This window comes from Leptospira sp. B5-022, assembly GCF_000347035.1.
GTDB classification, from domain to species: domain Bacteria; phylum Spirochaetota; class Leptospiria; order Leptospirales; family Leptospiraceae; genus Leptospira_B; species Leptospira_B cinconiae.
Window position 1 is genome coordinate 261,705 of record NZ_ANIJ01000015.1, and the last position, 16,246, is coordinate 277,950.

The following is a 16,246-nucleotide window of genomic DNA, read 5'->3' on the forward strand; positions in this document are numbered from 1 at the left end:
GATGGAGAGAATCCAGCTCAGTAAAATCATAGCCCTATAGACGGATTACGATATGAAATCTCGCATTAAATTGACTATCACTTACATTATTCCATTCGTTCTTCTATTGGTCAGCGGGTTTCAACTTTTTTTACAACCTACTTTCTTAAATACAAATGACACCGCAACAATGGAAGCTTTGTTAGACGGGACTGCGAGAGAGCCTATCTCCGGATTTTATTTCCAAGGTGGAGCGATCTCTCAAATGATGCTGACCAAAAAGATCCTAAAAGAGATAGAAGATCCAAGTCTTCCGAACGATTCCCAACCCGAAGAGATCAAAAACAGATTAGGAAGAGTATTACTCGGACAAAGATTGCAGATCTTCTTTTATGTATTTTTAGCGATCCTCTCCCTGACTTCTTTTCTTTCTCTTTATTTCAGGGCATTTTTCTACACGTTCTTAAACAGAATATTGTACTTTTTCGGCTTTATTCACGGACTTTTCAGTATGCCGAATATTGCTTTAGCTGGAGCAAGTTCCGGAAGAACGGAAGACCTTTTTTGGGTGATCCCTTCTTTATTTTTTGCGTTCGCTTGGATCATAGGTATGGTCTATTTGATGTTTACCATCGGAAAACTTTTTTCAAAGGATGACGCAGATCGCTTTTCTTCTCTTAAAAACTTGAGAGAGGACGAATCTGAATTTAGATCAGAAAGTAATCGGAACCATTCTTTTGCTACCGCACTTCTCCATTTTTTGGGAATTGTAGCTTTGGGAACATTGATCGGAAATATCGTTTATATCCCGCTGTTCGTTCTCCAAAAAAATTATTCGGAACCTTTCGGGATCTTGATCGCAGGGGCAGTCGTCGTGATTTCTGCGTTTTATATCCGCAACTATCTCAAGTTCGGAAAAAGCTCGGAGTTGAGTACCTACCAAAACTTGGCCTTAGGGATCAGTTATCTACAGGTCAGATTTATCAGGATCGCTTTGATGATACTTTTGGTTTTGGTCCTGGTGGTCGTATTTATCCTGTTCTTATTCAATCTACTTACGATCAACTTCGGGATCTTAGAATCCCTGTTTCCATCCATCGACAGTAGACAAAATCTCTAAAGCGTTCTTTCCCAACCAATAACAAAGAACAATATGAGAAAAAGCTAAAACAGAATAGCTCAATCTATCCAACACTCTTCTAAATGCGATAAATATCCCGAGATGGGTCACGACCAAGGAGAGTATAAAACCTTCTCCCGCATAATGATTCAGAGTGAGATAAACACTTAAGTAAACCGTAATGATGAAAAATCCCCAGGCTGCAAACTTTTCCAGTTTGAGATGTCTGGGATCCATTAGGGATTATCCGCAACGAGATTCTTTTTTCTGAACTTCACAAAGAACTTTTCCAGTCGGAGAAAAGATAGTCCTGGATAAAAAATTGCCATTCTCATCGAAAACTTCGACAGACTCTGTTTGCCTGTTCGGAAAATAATAGAACCAGGTGCGGATCTTTTTTCCTTTGGAATAATAACCTGAATATTCCAATTCTCCGTCTTTGAAGTATTTCTGCCAAAAATCGGACTTCTGTCCGTTCTTATAATTTCCTTTTACTTCCAGAGTTCCTTCCGGATAATATCTTTCGTACGGACCTTCTTCGTTTCCTTCGTCACCGTTAATTTGAGCGAACTCGTCTTTGATCTGGCTTCCAAATTTTTGTTTGATATAGGGTTTACCATCCGCAAAATACCAAACCCAATCCCCAACCTTGGAACCGTGTTCGTATTTTCCTTGGGAAGAGATCCCTTCCTCGGATCTGAGATAAGATTTACATAGTCCATGATAGAGTTTGTTCTCATCTAAAGGACATTCGAAGTATAACTTCCCATTATCGTAATATATTCTGGCAAGCCCCGGCTCGTTCAGAATATACGCGTTCATATTCTTGTCGTATTTTGCGCCTGCAGGTAGACCATGAGGCCTTTCCGTAGATTCACAAAAGAATAAAAAGGAGCAGACGAAGAATATTATAAATTTTGAAAATTTCATCTAATCGATGGTGAATTTTTTGGTCACGAGAATTTCTCCGTTCTCGTCCTTGATCTCAGCTTCGTAAGCGCCCTCTTCGTCGAAGAAAGAATCGTCGTAGTAGGTTTGGAATTTATCGAATCTGCGTTTGAACTCTTTCTCCTGAACGCTGACCTCTTCCCTGGATTCATCCACCTTATAGATCGTAAGTTTGATCTTATCGGGAGAGAACCAACCGCCTCTTTTATAATATATGAAAAAGTCCTGTCCGTGAGTAAAATGATACTCTTTTTCCGAACCCATTCCGGAAACCTTGTCCGGGGTCATTTTATCCACGTCCATATAGATCTCGTGTTTAGAAGGCCATAGCCACCATACAAAGATCAATACCAAGAAGACACCGAGAATGCGGATCCATTTTTTATTTCCGTTAGAATCGCGGAGTCCCGTTTGTGTGTATTCTTCTATCCTCATACCGTTGTTTAGCTTGAAAATGGGCTCTTTTTTGGGCAATTGTTTTTCCCGGCTTTCGGGCGGTTCGGAAGGAGTAGAATCAATCTCCGACTTGGAACCGGGTTCCGAAACGAAACCAGTCTCCTCGGAAGGGACCCGAGTCGAGGAAATCGGTTCTGAAACCGCGGGTGTCTCCGGCTCCTTTAGATCCGGCTTTTTTTCGGCGGAAAATTCTCCGCCTAATGTTTTTTTGACGGCCGCCCCTGCCGCTTTTTTTAATAAGTCCTTCTTACCCGCCAAAAGAGTAGACCTCGTCTGTGAATTGCTGGTAAGCCTTGGTTGTTTTATTTTTGGGCTGGTATTCGTACAAAGACTGGTTTAAAAGATGCGCCTCTTCCACTGCAACGGAAGGAGGGATTTTCGATTCGAATAGACGAAGATGTTCTTCAATCATAGGAACTACCGTTTGAGACATCGTGGTCCTTTGTTGGAATAAGGTCAATAATGCTCCTAAAATTTTCAATCCGGGGTTAAACCTTTTAACGGTATGGTTTTTAGCTTCTAAGATCGCCTCTATCCCATCCAAAGAAAATTTAGAGATCTGCAACGGAACGATGAGTCCGGTCGCGGCGACAAATGCATTCATAGTGATCAATGAAAGGCTTGGCGGACAATCGATCACCACCCAATCAAAATCATTCTGAACCGTTTCCAAGGCTTCCTTCAGAACAAAAAAGCCGTCCATTTTTCCGGAAAGAAGAACATCGATCTGAGAAAGTTTAGAAGACGCAGGAAGCAAACTCAAACCGGGAATCCTGGTCGGAGAGATGAGTTCGCGAATCGGGACCTTCTCGCTAAAAAGTAAAAAAGAGTCCTTACCGTTCTTGGAAGAAGATTCCGGGAACACGGAACTCGCATTGTTCTGGGCATCCAGGTCTATGAGCAAAACCCTTTCTCCCTTTTTCGCAAGGCCCACGGCAAGATGGACGGACGTGGTGGTCTTTCCCACTCCCCCTTTTTGATTGGCTATACAAAGAGTCTGTTTCATTCAAAAATCCGTTGCCGGTACTGGTCCTCTTAGAAGAATAACTCCATAGGCCTCTAAAATTTCAAGGAGAAGGAAAAATTTCCTGGTCTTTCGGAGAAGGAGGCAAGGGAGCCCTAATGGAATACGAAGTAATCATCGGTTTGGAAGTACATGCTCAATTAAACACGGATTCCAAAGTTTTCTCCGATAGCCCTTCTAAATTCGGAGCCGCTCCCAATTCCCAGGTTTCCTCGGTTTGTTTGGGACTTCCCGGTTCTTTGCCGGTTTTAAACGAAGAAGCGTTGACCAAGGCGATCATGGCGGGCCTGGCATTCGGTTCCAATATTACTCTACATACTAAGTTCGATCGAAAAAATTATTTTTATCCGGACCTTCCCAAAGGGTACCAAATTTCACAATTCGACCGACCTATCTGTGAAGGAGGTAAGATCACCTTTACCGTTAAGGGAGAAGATAAACCTAGATCCGTAAACCTCACCCGCATTCATATAGAAGAAGATGCCGGAAAATTAATACACTCCGCTGATCCCAAGATCCCTCAGTCTTACGTAGACTTAAATCGTGCAGGCACTCCATTGATAGAGATCGTTTCCGAACCGGAAATGCGTTCTTCCGACGAAGCTTACTATTATCTTTTAGCTCTTAAATCCGTTCTCAGGTATATTAGAGTTTCCGATTGTAATATGGAAGAAGGTTCCCTCCGTTGTGATGCAAACGTTTCCATTCGCCCGAAAGGTTCGGACAAATTCGGCACAAGAGTAGAGATCAAAAACCTGAACTCGTTCAAAGCGGTCAAAGCCGCTATCGATTACGAGGTAGAATGGCAAAGAGATATGTATTCTCAGGGAAAAACATTCCCTCAACAGACCAAACTTTGGGATTCCGCATCCAACGTGACTCTCACTATGAGAACTAAAGAAATGAGTCACGACTACAGATATTTTCCAGATCCGGACCTTCCTCCCGTAATTCTTACAAAAGAAACCGTAGAAGATATCCGCAAATCCCTTCCGGAACTTCCCGATGCAAGAAGAGACAGATTCGTAGAAAAATTAGGACTTCCCAAATATGATGCGGAAGTACTCACTGCGGAAAGGGAGATTGCCGATTATTACGAAAGCGCTCTTAAAGTCTCCGGAGACCCTAAAAAAACTTCCAATTGGGTCAAAGACGAAGTATTAGGAATTGTTAATAAAGAAAGTATTACGATTTCCGAATTTAAAGTTGGACCGGAAAGAATAGGCGGACTGGTAAAACTGATCGCTGACGGAAAAATTTCGGGTAAGATCGGTAAAACCGTCTTTGAAGAAATGCTCGGGACCGACAAAGATCCGGAAACAATCGTGACCGAAAAAAATCTGATCGTAGTTCGAGACGATAAAGAGATTGAAAGGATTGTAGACGAGGCAATCGCTGCAAACGAAGACGCCGTCCAAAAATACAAATCAGGAAAGGACAGAGCTCTCGGTGCAATCGTAGGTTATGTGATGAAAGTTTCCAAAGGAAAAGCGGACCCGAATCTGGTAAATCAGATGTTACTGGATAAATTAGGGCCTTTGCCTCCTAAAGGTTAAGACAAGATCATTACATAACTTTAGTCGACCTTAGGATTTCGATTTTCTTTTTGTGGAATTCTGCCTTTGGTCCGATTCTATTTGTCCGTCAACCATATTGATCCTTCTGTCGGCTAAGGCTGCGTATTCCGGATCATGAGTTACATACAGGATCGTTGTGCCGTTCTCTTTATTCCGTTGCTTAAAGATCTCCATCGTTTTGTCTCCGTTTGCCGTATCCAAATTTCCTGTGGGCTCGTCCGCAAAGATCAATCCCGGCTCCATTATTAGCGCTCTGGCGATCGCAGCTCTTTGTTGTTCTCCGCCGGACATTTGCGAAGGATATTTATCCTTACAATGTTCCAACCCGAAGTCCTTCAGTAGGCTGCGAGCATAATCTCGTTTCTTTCCTTCTTCTCCAATTTTTCTTGTGGGCATCAATATATTCTCGATTGCACTTAACTCGGGAAGAAGATAATGAAACTGAAAAACGAATCCGATATTTTTGTTCCGAAAACTATGAGCTTCTTTACTTTCCATTTGGAAAAGATCTTTTCCTTCCAAATATACTTTACCGGAACTTGGAGTATCCAATCCGCTCAACATGTAAAGTAAAGTGGACTTTCCGGAGCCTGATCGACCGGTAAGAGAAACGAATTCCCCTTTTTTTATGCTAAGAGTAACATCACGTATTGCTAAAGTAGCCGGTTCTCCGAAAGATTTTACGAGAGAATCACAATTAAGAATTATATGAGGATCGTAATTCATGCGCTTCCCCGAATGATCTCTACAGGAGACAATTTAGATGCCGATCTGGCCGGAATATATGCAGCGATCCCACTAGTAATGACGGAAAGGCAAAAAGCCTGGATATAGATACCGTAATTCCAAGAGATCTTCATTACGTTGGTCATCATCGGACCTTTTGTGGTTTTTCCTCCGATCGGATAACCATCCAACCAATAACAAGCAATCGCTCCGACCAAAAGTCCCAAAAGTGCGCCCAGGAACCCCAATAATAATCCTTGGATAATAAAAAGACGGATCGTATCATTCTCGTCGAATCCGAGAGATCTTAGGATCGCTATCTCTTTTTTCTTATGGTTCACGACCATATTTAGTACATTATAAATTCCGAATGCTACAACCAGAATGATCGTAAATGTAGTCGTATTCCGTACTATGTTCTGGGTCTTAAATACCGAAAGGATACTTTCGTATGCTTGGTCCCAACTTTGTACCTTATCCCTTGTCAGAAAAGACCATTCGGTCGCAACATCCGCCGCCATTGAAACGTCTTTTAATCGGACTACTATCTCCGAAATAATCCCGTTTGCCTGAGTAAGTCTTTGAACTGTTCGGATAGATGCATATACTGAACTCTCGTCTATCATACGATTTCCGATCCGAATCACCCCTTCCACTTTTACGTTTGAAATTTTTCCATTCGTCGAAACTACTTGGATGATATCTCCCGCTTCGGCACCCAATCGTTCTATGAGCCCGGCCCCTGCAAAAATTACGTCGCCACCCCGGTCCAGGTCCCGCAAATTTCCCTCTTCGACGTAGTTCCCGATTGTGGTAACTTTCGTTTGTCTGACCGGATCTATCCCGAACAGTTTGGCGGGAAGAGTTTGTTTTCCGAACTTGAAAATCAATTGCCGATTCAATTGGGGAGCGTAAGCCTCCACCCTCTCATCAAGATCTAATTTTAGGAACCAACCCTTAACGTTCGTTAGCTGAGTTGAATCGGTTTTTCCCGATGGAGGTTTGATCCAACGAACGAACGAATCCGGAAAAAAAACTCCTTCAAAACTTTCCTCTTTTAAGACCTCGTCCCTAGGAGAGATCCTGATCTGTGCATCGTTATTCACCAACTGATCAGTGATATATTCCTGAAAGCCCAACATCATCCCGGAAAAAACAACGTAGCCTGCGGTTCCTAAAAGGATCCCGAAAAAGGTAAGGAAAGTTTGTTGTGGACGACTGATCAATTGCCGGATTGCTAAAAAAAACATTCCGATCTCCTTAGGGGTTTCCGTTCATCAGAATCGAATCGGTCTCTAAGACGGAATTTTCCAATACCTCGCACCATTCACCGTCAACCGCTCCCACTTTCGCATCTACCCAAAGTTTTTTTCCGGATCTTATTATATGGATCCTTCCTTTTATGATGGATTTCACAGGGACCAAAAGAGCTTTTTCTTTTTTAGCCACTTCAACAGCTACGTCCGCAGTCATTTCAGGCAAGACCCCTTCCGGCATAGAGTCTACATCTACCGTCACATAAAATTGTCCATCGGATGGATATACTCGATCGATCTTTCCGGTAAGTTTATTACCACGGATGGTTTCAAAACTTAGTTCCGCTTTTTGCCCTGGTCGCATTCTTAATACTGAATCCTGGTCCAAGGAAAGTAAAATGTAGGTCTTTTTCAGGTCCATGATCTTAAGAATAGGAGTGCCCGGCATAACAACCTCTCCTTCTTGAAATGAAAGTGTTGTCACAGTTCCGGAAAAAGGAGCTTTAAATAGGGTGCCGGTATCCGTGTAGAGTAGATCGGAACCTTCTCTCACTTCCTGACCTTCCTTTACATATAACTTTCGGATGGAAGATGTAACGCCTAACTTTAAATGGTAAACTCTTTCGGATTTTACCGTTCCAAGGGAATAGACCAATTCAACGATCGATCCTACCTTTGGGGAGATCTCTTCTTTTCTTCCTTTCATATACGCATAAGTAAGGAACAAGAACAAAGTTAAGAAGATTCCGGCTGCCGCAAATCTTCGCTTTTTAGAAGAATATAATAATTTTACAAAAGCTAGAAACTTGCTCATTCGGATTTCCCAATCTATCTTATCTCCACTATTTTCTACGATTTTAAGCGCAGTATGTCAACAGGAGATGGGACAAAAGGGGAATCCAGCCGATAATCAGTCCAGTTAAAGGGAAAAAAGTTCTCTTTGTTAAGCCGGGATAGCCTTCTCTATTTTTCCTTAGGGACTGCCCAGTAGTAATGCAAAAATTCCTCGTTTAATTTGAATCCAAAACGTTCATAGAGATGTCTCGCGTGGCGATTATCAGGGTGAGTTTCCAAACTCATCCCTTTGCCTCCGTGTTCAATGATATGATTTGCCACTCCTCTCAGGATCTTTTTAGCAGTTCCCTTTCTACGTTCCGTTTCTCTAATGTATAGATCGTTGAGTATATAATCTCTTTTTAAGGATAATGAAGAGAAGACGGGATAAAGTTGTGCGAAACCCAACAGGCCTCCCCCGCCTTCTGCTACGATCAAGACTGAGTCCTTATGTAAAAGTCTATCTTCTAAAAACTTTTTTGCCCCGACAGGATCCGAAACAAACCCATAAAACTTACGATAAAGGTCGAATAATTCCGAAAGCTCTTCTAAGTCGGAGCGGCTAGCGATCCTTATACTGATGGACTTTTCTGTTTGCATATTTGTTTTAAGAAAGAGCAAAACAATCCATGCTTTAAAGTCTATTTCGATTTTCTAAATTATATCTTTTCCTATCCGATTTCTTGGACTTTCTCCACCTTTCGAACGTTTCCCACCGATAGGCAGCAACAATCGTTAGAACATACTTCAAATAATACAAAATAGAATGTAGTGAATCCTTTGACCAAGAGCCAAGCCAAAATGGCAAAGTGATCCCCGAAGTTTTGCAATAGAAGCGCCGGTAAAGGAGAAGCTAATGAATTCGCTGCTAAAATTACTCTTAGAGTATTTTCGAGATAGGTTCAGAAAAGCGGAATTCGAATAGATTGGCGGCGGCTAAGACTTACGTAAATAGTATTACATCGTTTGTTCAGAAAAGATGGATTTTATCTTTTTTTGCCATTATGATTCTCAAGGAAATCCTTCGAGAAATTCTGGTATTTCGGTATGGAAAATCCATACCCGGTTTTCAAGATTTCGGCCTACTCCGCTTGACGGAGACAGGTCCCGCTTTCTATTATGTCCCTTGTTATGGAAGACTTTGCCCACCTTCATCTCCACACAACTTACTCCATGCTCGACGGGGCAATCCGCATCAAAGAGCTAATGCAACATGTCAAGGAGCTTGGTATGAGCTCCGTGGCAATGACGGACCATGGGAATATGTTCGGCGCCATCGAATTTTACAATGAGGCTACCAAAGCCGGGATAAAACCGATCATCGGCTGCGAATTTTACGTTTCTCCCAACAGAAAGGCGGAAACGGAAGAATTTAAGATCGCGGACGGAAACGCATACCATCTCATTCTTCTTGCTAAGAACGAAGTAGGTTACAAAAATCTAATAAAGCTTGCGAGTAAATCGTATACCGAAGGTTTTTATAAGAAGGCAAGGATCGACTACGATCTTCTGGATAGAAATAGCGAAGGTCTAATCTGTCTTACCGCCTGCCTAGCAGGAGAAGTGAACCGCAAAATTTTAGAAGGTAAAACTCCTGAATCCTTCCAACTCGCGGGGAAACTAAACGAAATTTTTAATAAAGAAGACTTCTACTTAGAGATCCAAAACCACGGGATTCCGGAACAAGATATTGTCGCGAAAGGTGTATACGATCTCGCTCAAAAGACAGGGATCAAATTAGTAGTAACGAACGATTCTCACTTCTTAAAAAAAGACGATAAGGAAGCCCAGGACATTCTTCTTCGTATCGGAATGAGAAAAACGATCGAAGACGAAATGGAGTTCGGATTCAACCAGCACTTCTACGTAAAAAGCCCTGCGGAAATGAAAGCACTTTTCCCTGAAATCCCTCAGGCATTCTATTCTACATTAGAAGTTCGTGATAAAGTAGATCTTAAATTAAAGTTCGGCAATTATCTTCTGCCTGAGTTTGCTGTTCCGGAAGGTTTCGATGAATACGGTTTTATGGAAAAACTGGTTTGGGAAGGAATACGCCAGCGTTATCCTCAAGTTACTTCCGAGATCAAAGAAAGAGTAGAATTCGAGCTAAACACGATCAAGAACATGCACTTCGCAGGCTACTTCTTGATCGTTCAGGATTATATCAACTTCGCCAAAAAAACCGGTATCCCAGTCGGTCCCGGAAGGGGATCCGCAGCAGGTTCCATCGTGGCTTATGCACTCGGGATCACGAACGTAGAACCTTTACAGTTCAATCTACTCTTCGAAAGATTTTTGAATCCGGACAGAAAGGACATGCCGGATATCGATACGGACTTCTGCGTGGAACGCCGAGAAGAAGTGATCAATTATATCCGCAAAAAATACGGAGAAGATAGAGTCGGTCAGATCATTACATTCGGTTCCTTGGGCGCCAAGGCAGCGCTCAAGGACGTTGCCAGAGTGATGAATCTTCCTTTCGAAGAATCAAATCGACTCACAAGTTATTGTCCTAGCAAACCAGGTATCACAATAGACGAAGCATTGGCGATGTCCGGTGACTTGAAACAAGCCAGTGAAAAAGACGACTTAAACAAAAAGATTTTCGCGATCGCAAAACGTTTAGAAGGGAACCATCGGCAACCGGGACGCCACGCTGCGGGCGTAGTAATCTCTCCTTTTCCCTTGGAAGATGTAGTTCCACTTTCCACTGTTGCGGAGAAGGACAAGCCGGGCGTTCGATCTATCGTTACCCAATACGAAAAAAACAATTTGGAATCCGTCGGCCTGATCAAGATGGATATTTTAGGTCTCAAAAACTTAACGACCCTAAACTATGCGATCAAACTTGTTAAGGAAAGAAGAGGGATCGACTTAGATCTGGACAAAATCCCTCTGGATGATGCAAACACGTACGCATTATTAAGAAAAGCCAATACACTTGGTATCTTCCAATTAGAATCCACCGGTATTACGGATCTTGTCGCTCGAAGCCAGGTCTCCAATTTCGACGAGATCGTAGCCTTGATCGCACTTTATCGTCCCGGTCCAATGGAATCAGGGATGTTAGAGGAATATTTGGAACGTAAGAGTGGCAAAAAACCGGTCACTTATCCACATTCTTCTTGCGAGGTAATTTTAAAGGAAACTTTCGGACTCACCGTATACCAAGAGCAGGTGATGAGTATCTCCCGAGTTGTGGGAGGATACACCATGGGCGAATCGGATATGCTCCGAAAAGCCATGGCAAAAAAGAAAAAAGAACTCATGGATCCGTTGCGGATCAAGTTCATCGAAGGCGCGCAAAAACAAGGCCACGCAAAAAAATTCGCAGAAGAACTATTCGACCAGTTGGAAAAATTCGGAGGATACGGATTTAACAAATCGCACTCAGTAGCGTACGCGTTAGTCACCTACCAAACCGCATATATGAAGGCAAATTATCCGACCGAGTACATGGCTGCATTACTCGCAGGAGATCATTCCAAAACGACCGACATTGTAAAATATATCAATAATGCTCGCGAAATGGGGATCAACGTTTTGACTCCGGACGTAAACGAGTCCGATGTATCCTTCTCCGTAATCGATGACCATACGATTCGATTCGGGATCTCTGCAATGAAAGGTGTAGGAGAGGGTGCGGCAGAAAATATAATCCAAGCAAGAAAGAACCTCGGAGGTTTCAAAAAGATCACCGAGTTTATGACCAATATAGATACTCGAGTACTGAACAAAAAGATACTCGAAGCATTGGTACAAGGTGGTGCCTTAGATTCTTTCGGCTACACTCGAAAATGTCTATTCGAGTCCATGGACAGTCTGGTTTCCTTCGCACAAAAAGAACAGGAAAGATCTAGAGAAGGTCAATTCTCCCTTTTCGGAGACAGCGGCCTCAGCTACGAATTAAAACTCCCTAAAGACGCAGACGAATGGGAAATGGAAGATAGGCTCAGAAGAGAAAAATCGATCACCGGTCTTTTTCTTTCTGGGCATCCTTTGGACAAATACCAAGGTCACTTAAAAAGTCTGAACTCCGTTCCGATCGAAACCTTGGACAATATCAAAGCAGGTAATAAAGTAGAAGTTGTAGGGATTCTTACTTCTTTAAAGATCAAATTCACTAAAAAAAAGGAAGAATTCGTAAACTTTAAGCTGGAGGATCGCACGGGAGAAATAGAATGTGTGGCCTTTCCTAAAGTGTACCAAAAGTTCAAAGAACTCATCAAAGAAGACCAAGCAGTATTCCTAAAAGGAGATTTAGACAGGATAGAAGCCGGAGAATCCGAACTCAGGGGGCAGATCAAAGTAAACAGCTTTGAGATCTTGAACGAAGCAACCATTGAAGACAAGATGGAAAAAGCGCTTCACATCAAGTTAGGAGACCGCCATAGAAAAATGCCGGATATCATCGGTCAGCTGCATACTTTACTCGCTGCATACCAAGGGAACTCCCAAGTTTATTTCCATCTAATCTCAGGAGACGAAGAGAAGAAGGTGATCCGCGCTCATAATCATTACTCAGTGCAGCCGAATCCTGAATTGATGAATCGATTGGTTACTTTATTGGGAGAAGATACCGTTTTCGAAAGTTTCGGAGACAATGTCAGACTCTACGGAAACAATGGGACCAAACAAGCGGTTAAGATGTAATTTCCAACCGCACTCAAATTTTATATTCTCAATCACAGATGCTGGAAACATCCCGCTTACTATTAAGAAAATGGAGAAAGGAAGATCTGGAACCTTTTTCCAGAATGAATTCCCATCCGAGCGTGATGAAATTTTTTCCAAAACTACTCGACAAATCCGAAACTGAAAAACTTACCCTTAGGATAAACCGACATTGGGAAAAATTCGGTTTCGGATTGTTTGCCTTAGAAGAAAAGTTATCCGGGATATTTTTCGGATTCACCGGCTTAATGTATACGAATTTTAATTCCTTCTTCACGCCAGCATTGGAGATCGGTTGGAGATTGGATCAAAATTTTTGGGGAAAAGGATACGCAAAAGAAGCAGCGACAGCAGCTTTAAAATTCGGATTTGAAAATTCCCTTTCAAAAGAGATCGTTTCTTTTACTTCTAGGATCAATCATCCTTCCAGAGGAGTGATGAATAGTATAGGATTATGTTATTCTGGAGAATTCGAGCATCCCAGAGTTCAGAAAGGTTCTTCACTTAGGACCCATGTTCTATACAGGATCAGTTCGGAAGATTGGAAAAATAGAATTTAAACATTACCTTTTCAGAGTCACTAAACTAGCCGAAACTTTTCCAATCCCGCTCGGATCCACTTTTAGATCTCCGCCAGAATGACTTAATAGATCCCTAGAAAAACGGCTCCAATCCCCTTCCACCAAACTTGCCCCTTCAACTTGTAATTCTAATGTTCTAATCGAAGGATTTCGAAAACTGATCTTCAGATCTTCTACATGATTCGTAACGGATTCGGAAGTTGCCGATACGATCTCTCCCAAAACTAAAAGCAGAAGGTTCGCTTCTTTCACATCTAACTGATAATGTTTCGCGACAGGATCCAAGTTAGGAAGTGCTTTGTATTTAGAAACGATACGATTCAAATAATTTTCGATCACATCCCCGATTGAAACACTCTGGATATGTTCGGCATCTAGTGAAACTGTATGAACGGACGCGAGGGCCAGTATTCTTCTCTCTAAAATCTGTAAAACGTTTCTCGTTTCCATCGAATCTTCAGAATCTTTGAGAAAGGAAACCATCTCCAATATCACTTGCATATTATTTCTGACCCTATGAGACAGTTCTCTCAAAAGAATATCTTTATCCGAGATCAACTTGTTCAGATTTGCACCTATCAGAATCGCAAATAAGGTAAGAACGCAAAGGGATGCAATGGAGTCCGTATAAATTTCACTGCCGTTAGATCCGATAGAGACACCCGTCTTCCAAAAAATAAGTCCTAAACAATAGAACATGGCTATTATCGCCGTCTTCCGATTGAAAAAATAAAGTTGGAAAAAGACTAAAACAGGAAACCAGACCGCGGCATTCTTAACTCCAGGACCAAAAACAACGCCTAGTCCCAAGGCCAAAGCAAACATAAAGGAAGAGAGATAAACCGCTTCTTTGTATCGGGACTTATACAATAAAAAACAACAAAGTATTGAACTGATCCCAGTGACCGTATATCCCGGACGGAATGTATGATTGCCAGTTAAAAACTCGAAACCTAAAATACCGGCGGACATTAAACCGACGACTATCGCGATCCCTAAAAGATATTTTTTCCGAGGTAACCCCGGAATATCCACGATTTCAAACATAAAGACACCTAATCTTCCGAAAGGACCGGATAGAATAGCCTATTGGACGGAGCAGACTTTTTATCCGCAACAAAGCAATTTAAGTTGGAATTCGGAAATAAAGAATAATCTAATTTTTATAATTCGATTAACCGTTAAAGATATACTAACGGATTCGGCTTACGTAGAAAGTGAACGTTTTTTCGGTAAGATTTTGACGAAAGTCCCATGCGAGGACCTTGATCACATTCTCTCCATTTCGAAAATCCAAATGACCAACCAGATATTGATCCTTAAAATAAAGTTCTGAAAATGGAAAACCTTCCGAATTTTTCCATTCTCCTTTTTCATAATGTAAATTGGAGAAACTTGCCTTCTTTAATAATTGCCCATTCAGGGAGATCTGGATCTGAGAAACGCCCCTTCTCTGACCCGGTTTTTTACCTGCATCTTGGATCCCTACAGTCACAGGAAAAGCCTTGGAAATATTGATATTATCTCCGTCATTTACCTGGCTGTATTTGTATTCATCCTGATGGATGAGTAAATTTCCTATCACTGGTGGGCTTTCGTCGTCCACGATAGGCAAAACCTTCATAGGATCTTGGATAGTCTTTCCGAAGTCTTTTAGTAAAACGAAATGTAAGTGGGCGCCGCTAGAGTGACCCGTGTTCCCTGTATAGGCGATCTTTTCTCCCCCGGCGACTAGACGTTCTTCTAAAAGTCCCGGAAAACGACCATCCTTCAAATGGTAATAAGAGGAATACGTCCCATTTCCGTGATCCAGCCAAACTGAGTTACCCGTCCCGAATTCTTCCCCAAAAGGATCGTCTTCACCAAACCGTGAATAGAGGATCTTGCCCTCCGCCATCGCCAAAACCGGCTCTCCCGTTGAAGCGATGTCCATTCCGTTATGAAAATGGTCCCCCCTGGATTCTCCGAACACAGAGGTAACCTTATTCTCGATTCCGTCGGTTTTCACCGGGAAAAGAAAATTTATTACTTTATCGTTTTGCGCAAAGGTGCTTAGATGGAACGCGGCCAAGATAATTCCGAGGGATAAACTACGTCTCATATCGTTGGCTCTCAGGTGCAAGGTTAAATAAAGAATGAATTTGTCAAAGGATAAAACCCTCGACCTAGTTACCCGATGCGGGGAAGGAGACGAGGCCGCTCTCAAGTTATTCTTCGAGTCCTATTCCGAAGATATTTACAATTTTCCGATGAAGATTTTCCACCTCAGTGAAGATGATGCCGGAGACTTCTTCTTATACGCGTTCGAAAGATTGAAAACCGGAGCTAGATTTTCCAGCTTCAAAGGTAAATCAAGTTTTAGAACATGGTTTTATTCCGTTCTACGTAATATGCTCATCGATTGGCAAAGAACCAAGAGAGAGCTAAAGATGACCAACCTTGGAAAGGTCAATAAAGAAGGAAAAGAATACGCCACTATCGAAGACGAACCGGATCTTCGTCCGGATTTAGTGGAAGAAGCCCAGGAGCTTACCAAACATTTCCACCAAGTTTTAGGGGATATTGGAGTTGAGAAGAGGGTAATTTTCAAACTTTCATATATATATTATCTTAACCTCGACGAAGGGGAGATCCAATTCCTAGTCGAAAAAACGAATCTAAGTGTAGAGGATTTAAAAAAGAAAATTTTAGGTCTTCGCTCCGAACTTTCCAAGCGGGAAGAAGAGAATATCCGTATGGAAGATAAGATTACGTCTCTATATTTAAATATTCTGGAATTGAAAGAAAAGCAGACGGCAACTGTTAAAAAAGCCCCTTTACTTCCTCAAGAAATAGATAAAACTTCCCAAGCTCTAAAGAAGAAATACGAACAACGGAAAAAACTCTTAGAAAAGCGCAAAAAAGGCCATTTCCTTGCAAGAACCCCGTACAGAGAGGTTGCAGACCTTTTAGGGATAACCGAGGGAAATGTGAGCGTTACATTACTCAGATTGATCGAAAAAATACAAAAAAAACTCAAATTTTCCGAATTGTCCGAGTAGAAAGAATCGTCATAAAACCTATTGGAGAAT

General features: G+C 42.0%; 15 protein-coding genes. 5 read left to right on the forward strand and 10 right to left on the reverse strand.

Translation table 11 applies throughout. The features are described 5' to 3' along the window. Positions 1 to 52: 52 nt before the first annotated feature. Positions 53 to 1,099 (forward strand): membrane protein, encoded by a 1,047-nt coding sequence (locus LEP1GSC192_RS06960; RefSeq protein WP_020769272.1) that lies wholly within the window; start codon positions 53 to 55, stop codon positions 1,097 to 1,099. Here LEP1GSC192_RS06960 and LEP1GSC192_RS06965 read toward each other — a convergent pair. The 4 genes from LEP1GSC192_RS06965 to LEP1GSC192_RS06980 are packed head-to-tail and all read right to left on the reverse strand — an operon-like array spanning position 1,055 to position 3,509. Next, on the reverse strand, positions 1,055 to 1,336 hold the full coding sequence (locus LEP1GSC192_RS06965; protein ID WP_020769417.1) for a hypothetical protein: 282 nt from the start codon (positions 1,334 to 1,336) through the stop codon (positions 1,055 to 1,057). The genes LEP1GSC192_RS06960 and LEP1GSC192_RS06965 overlap by 45 nt on opposite strands. 6 nt (positions 1,337 to 1,342) lie before the next feature. Next, positions 1,343 to 2,029: a toxin-antitoxin system YwqK family antitoxin gene (locus LEP1GSC192_RS06970; RefSeq protein WP_020769406.1), complete on the reverse strand. Its 687-nt coding sequence runs from the start codon at positions 2,027 to 2,029 to the stop codon at positions 1,343 to 1,345. Next, the gene (locus LEP1GSC192_RS06975) at positions 2,030 to 2,761 is read right to left on the reverse strand and encodes a hypothetical protein (RefSeq protein ID WP_020769047.1); all 732 of its coding nucleotides are present in this window, start codon (positions 2,759 to 2,761) and stop codon (positions 2,030 to 2,032) included. It lies immediately after the preceding gene. After that, positions 2,751 to 3,509 (reverse strand): ParA family protein, encoded by a 759-nt coding sequence (locus LEP1GSC192_RS06980; protein WP_020769041.1) that lies wholly within the window; start codon positions 3,507 to 3,509, stop codon positions 2,751 to 2,753. The genes LEP1GSC192_RS06975 and LEP1GSC192_RS06980 overlap by 11 nt, the downstream gene beginning before the upstream one ends. 116 nt (positions 3,510 to 3,625) lie before the next feature. Between LEP1GSC192_RS06980 and gatB the strand changes: the two genes are divergently transcribed. Next, complete coding sequence (gatB, locus tag LEP1GSC192_RS06985; protein ID WP_020769108.1) at positions 3,626 to 5,083, forward strand: Asp-tRNA(Asn)/Glu-tRNA(Gln) amidotransferase subunit GatB; 1,458 nt, start codon at positions 3,626 to 3,628, stop codon at positions 5,081 to 5,083. Between the two features lie 30 nt (positions 5,084 to 5,113). Here the strand turns inward: gatB and LEP1GSC192_RS06990 are convergent, their stop codons facing one another. The 4 genes from LEP1GSC192_RS06990 to LEP1GSC192_RS07005 all read right to left on the reverse strand — a co-directional run bounded on the left by LEP1GSC192_RS06990 (position 5,114) and on the right by LEP1GSC192_RS07005 (position 8,520). Continuing rightward, positions 5,114 to 5,830, reverse strand: coding sequence for an ABC transporter ATP-binding protein (locus LEP1GSC192_RS06990; RefSeq protein WP_020769385.1), 717 nt, complete (start codon positions 5,828 to 5,830; stop codon positions 5,114 to 5,116). Next, positions 5,827 to 7,080, reverse strand: coding sequence for an FtsX-like permease family protein (locus LEP1GSC192_RS06995; RefSeq protein WP_020769027.1), 1,254 nt, complete (start codon positions 7,078 to 7,080; stop codon positions 5,827 to 5,829). Before LEP1GSC192_RS06995 ends, LEP1GSC192_RS06990 begins: the two co-directional genes overlap by 4 nt. 10 nt (positions 7,081 to 7,090) lie before the next feature. After that, a complete protein-coding gene (locus LEP1GSC192_RS07000) occupies positions 7,091 to 7,900 on the reverse strand; it encodes an efflux RND transporter periplasmic adaptor subunit (protein ID WP_020769124.1) in 810 nt (269 codons plus the stop codon). A gap of 149 nt (positions 7,901 to 8,049) precedes the next feature. Next, positions 8,050 to 8,520 (reverse strand): GNAT family N-acetyltransferase, encoded by a 471-nt coding sequence (locus tag LEP1GSC192_RS07005; RefSeq protein ID WP_020769291.1) that lies wholly within the window; start codon positions 8,518 to 8,520, stop codon positions 8,050 to 8,052. Positions 8,521 to 9,051: 531 nt separating this feature from the next. Here LEP1GSC192_RS07005 and dnaE point away from each other — a divergent pair. Next, on the forward strand, positions 9,052 to 12,573 hold the full coding sequence (gene dnaE, locus LEP1GSC192_RS07010) for a DNA polymerase III subunit alpha (protein WP_198289302.1): 3,522 nt from the start codon (positions 9,052 to 9,054) through the stop codon (positions 12,571 to 12,573). A 38-nt stretch (positions 12,574 to 12,611) separates the two neighbouring features. Beyond that, positions 12,612 to 13,154: a GNAT family N-acetyltransferase gene (locus tag LEP1GSC192_RS07015; protein WP_020769290.1), complete on the forward strand. Its 543-nt coding sequence runs from the start codon at positions 12,612 to 12,614 to the stop codon at positions 13,152 to 13,154. Between the two features lie 3 nt (positions 13,155 to 13,157). Here the strand turns inward: LEP1GSC192_RS07015 and LEP1GSC192_RS07020 are convergent, their stop codons facing one another. Together LEP1GSC192_RS07020 and LEP1GSC192_RS07025 are read right to left on the reverse strand one after the other, a co-directional pair. Beyond that, positions 13,158 to 14,222, reverse strand: a complete 1,065-nt coding sequence (locus LEP1GSC192_RS07020; RefSeq protein ID WP_020769144.1) for a histidine kinase dimerization/phosphoacceptor domain -containing protein — start codon at positions 14,220 to 14,222, stop codon at positions 13,158 to 13,160. 145 nt (positions 14,223 to 14,367) lie between these two features. Continuing rightward, positions 14,368 to 15,276, reverse strand: coding sequence for a M23 family metallopeptidase (locus LEP1GSC192_RS07025; protein ID WP_036089241.1), 909 nt, complete (start codon positions 15,274 to 15,276; stop codon positions 14,368 to 14,370). A 34-nt stretch (positions 15,277 to 15,310) separates the two neighbouring features. On the opposite strand from LEP1GSC192_RS07025, the gene LEP1GSC192_RS07030 reads away from it, so the two are divergent. Next, positions 15,311 to 16,216 (forward strand): sigma-70 family RNA polymerase sigma factor, encoded by a 906-nt coding sequence (locus LEP1GSC192_RS07030; protein ID WP_020769274.1) that lies wholly within the window; start codon positions 15,311 to 15,313, stop codon positions 16,214 to 16,216. Positions 16,217 to 16,246 lie beyond the last annotated feature (30 nt).

What these genes read in the sequence shown, in the direction of transcription:
- LEP1GSC192_RS06960 (WP_020769272.1), top strand. Translation starts at nt 53, where the DNA reads ATGAAATCTCGCATTAAATTGACTATCACTTACATTATTCCATTCGTT.
- LEP1GSC192_RS06965 (WP_020769417.1), bottom strand. Translation starts at nt 1,336, where the DNA reads ATGGATCCCAGACATCTCAAACTGGAAAAGTTTGCAGCCTGGGGATTT.
- LEP1GSC192_RS06970 (WP_020769406.1), bottom strand. Translation starts at nt 2,029, where the DNA reads ATGAAATTTTCAAAATTTATAATATTCTTCGTCTGCTCCTTTTTATTC.
- LEP1GSC192_RS06980 (WP_020769041.1), bottom strand. Translation starts at nt 3,509, where the DNA reads ATGAAACAGACTCTTTGTATAGCCAATCAAAAAGGGGGAGTGGGAAAG.
- gatB (WP_020769108.1), top strand. Translation starts at nt 3,626, where the DNA reads ATGGAATACGAAGTAATCATCGGTTTGGAAGTACATGCTCAATTAAAC.
- LEP1GSC192_RS06990 (WP_020769385.1), bottom strand. Translation starts at nt 5,830, where the DNA reads ATGAATTACGATCCTCATATAATTCTTAATTGTGATTCTCTCGTAAAA.
- LEP1GSC192_RS06995 (WP_020769027.1), bottom strand. Translation starts at nt 7,080, where the DNA reads ATGTTTTTTTTAGCAATCCGGCAATTGATCAGTCGTCCACAACAAACT.
- LEP1GSC192_RS07000 (WP_020769124.1), bottom strand. Translation starts at nt 7,900, where the DNA reads ATGAGCAAGTTTCTAGCTTTTGTAAAATTATTATATTCTTCTAAAAAG.
- LEP1GSC192_RS07005 (WP_020769291.1), bottom strand. Translation starts at nt 8,520, where the DNA reads ATGCAAACAGAAAAGTCCATCAGTATAAGGATCGCTAGCCGCTCCGAC.
- dnaE (WP_198289302.1), top strand. Translation starts at nt 9,052, where the DNA reads ATGGAAGACTTTGCCCACCTTCATCTCCACACAACTTACTCCATGCTC.
- LEP1GSC192_RS07015 (WP_020769290.1), top strand. Translation starts at nt 12,612, where the DNA reads ATGCTGGAAACATCCCGCTTACTATTAAGAAAATGGAGAAAGGAAGAT.
- LEP1GSC192_RS07020 (WP_020769144.1), bottom strand. Translation starts at nt 14,222, where the DNA reads ATGTTTGAAATCGTGGATATTCCGGGGTTACCTCGGAAAAAATATCTT.
- LEP1GSC192_RS07025 (WP_036089241.1), bottom strand. Translation starts at nt 15,276, where the DNA reads ATGAGACGTAGTTTATCCCTCGGAATTATCTTGGCCGCGTTCCATCTA.
- LEP1GSC192_RS07030 (WP_020769274.1), top strand. Translation starts at nt 15,311, where the DNA reads ATGAATTTGTCAAAGGATAAAACCCTCGACCTAGTTACCCGATGCGGG.